The organism is Enterococcus silesiacus, from assembly GCF_001886225.1.
Taxonomy (GTDB): domain Bacteria; phylum Bacillota; class Bacilli; order Lactobacillales; family Enterococcaceae; genus Enterococcus_L; species Enterococcus_L silesiacus.
In genome coordinates this window covers 1-1,483 of the sequence record NZ_JXLC01000058.1, presented here as the reverse complement: position 1 = coordinate 1,483, position 1,483 = coordinate 1, and the positions used below count along the sequence as shown (strand labels likewise).

The 1,483-nt window shown below is 35.2% G+C and carries 1 protein-coding gene and 2 pseudogenes; all 3 read left to right on the top strand.

Annotated elements, in window-relative coordinates; translation table 11 throughout:
* Positions 1-599, top strand: a pseudogene (locus RV15_RS18355) (transposase); the annotation flags it as partial.
* Between the two features lie 5 nt (positions 600-604).
* The gene (locus RV15_RS18350) at positions 605-961 is read left to right on the top strand and encodes a hypothetical protein (protein ID WP_071879427.1); all 357 of its coding nucleotides are present in this window, start codon (positions 605-607) and stop codon (positions 959-961) included.
* A gap of 176 nt (positions 962-1,137) precedes the next feature.
* A pseudogene (locus RV15_RS18345) lies at positions 1,138-1,483 on the top strand (hypothetical protein); the annotation flags it as partial.

Genomic DNA, 1,483 nt, shown 5'->3' with positions numbered 1-1,483 from the left:
TAACGAAATTAGCGATTGAATTACGTGATGGAAAAAATTATGATACAGGTAAACCATTAACTGCCCTTGAAAAAACGCAACGTTGGGCAAGTATTGCAGGTATAATTGCAGCAATGGGAATTGCCGGCTATTATGCGAAGCATCCGTTGACTGCAGGACAAGTTACGCCTAAGAGTAAGAAAGCCAGTGGGGCTAATGTTCCAAAACTTTCTACTTTAACTGAGACAGAGCAGTTAAAGTTAGCCAATCAATATAAGCAGACAGCACCTATAGGTATTCCTGACAGCGCAAAAATAAATGCCAAGACAATGAATGCTGGTTATGAACAAATTACTTACAAGTGGAATGATGGTCAATTTAAGTATGAAGTGAGGTGGCATACAAGAACTCCAGGAGCACCTGTAGAACAGGGTAATACATGGGTAGTTCAAAGAACAGTACCTGGAAATGGAGGAAACAAGCCACAAACTTTCTTTAAAATTGGTGATAATGAGTGGGTGGAAGGATATAAATGGTATGATGCTATAAATGCCAGAAAGGCAGGAAATGCTACTCCAGAACAAATAAAAATTTTAGATAAGGGTCATTGGAAGGAATGAATTAAATGATTGATAATAGGTTTTATGAAGGTTTTGAAGGCGAAGCAGAGCTTTCCTTTGTTGCTAATGATAATAAACTTGTAATTTGGAATGGCTATTTTGAGATTATTTTAGATAACTTATTAGATTGTAATGTAGAAAAAGAGGGGATTGTGAAAGAGTACTTTAACCATGAGGGATGGTATGATGATTCCCCATGGTTAATAGAAGATAACTCTCTTGCAGTTAGTCAATTAAAATGTTTTGATATTAATAAAATTGATCAAACTTCAATGAAAGGTGATTTAGAGGAAGTAGTTAAAATAATTATTTCATTTTTGGAAAATAATCGTTTGAGTAAAATCTATATTGAATACGAATAATCAAAAAATAAAAAGATACTCTACTGTTTATTTGATGTACAATCAGTTAAAATGAGACTATTGTATCGGCATTGGTGAGAAACTAATCACTAATGTCGTGTTTTTATATGGAGATTGTCGTATCTAGCAATCTGCTATAATGACAGGAGAAATACTGGAAAGTACCAATAAACGTNGATACGATCGAAGATGAAATTTTAGAACAAATCGCCCGTTTTGAAGAAGTAAAACGAGATGTTGAGCAACAGATGAGCACCGCGAAAAAAATGCGCCTTGATTTAGAGCGACGTTATATCAATGCGTGTGAAACTATTGAAAAACGCCAAGAAAAATTAAGGAAGTTTCATGAATACAATGCGCATTCAGCGACTATTTTTTCCGACTATGAATCATGTGAAGCAGAATTTAATGCAGGTTTGAATCAAGTAGCAAACTGTAAAGCTTGGAACCCAGCAACAGGAACATTTGATATGACTCGTTTAAATATGAGCTGGGCGAAACCAATCAATGAACGCTGGCAAG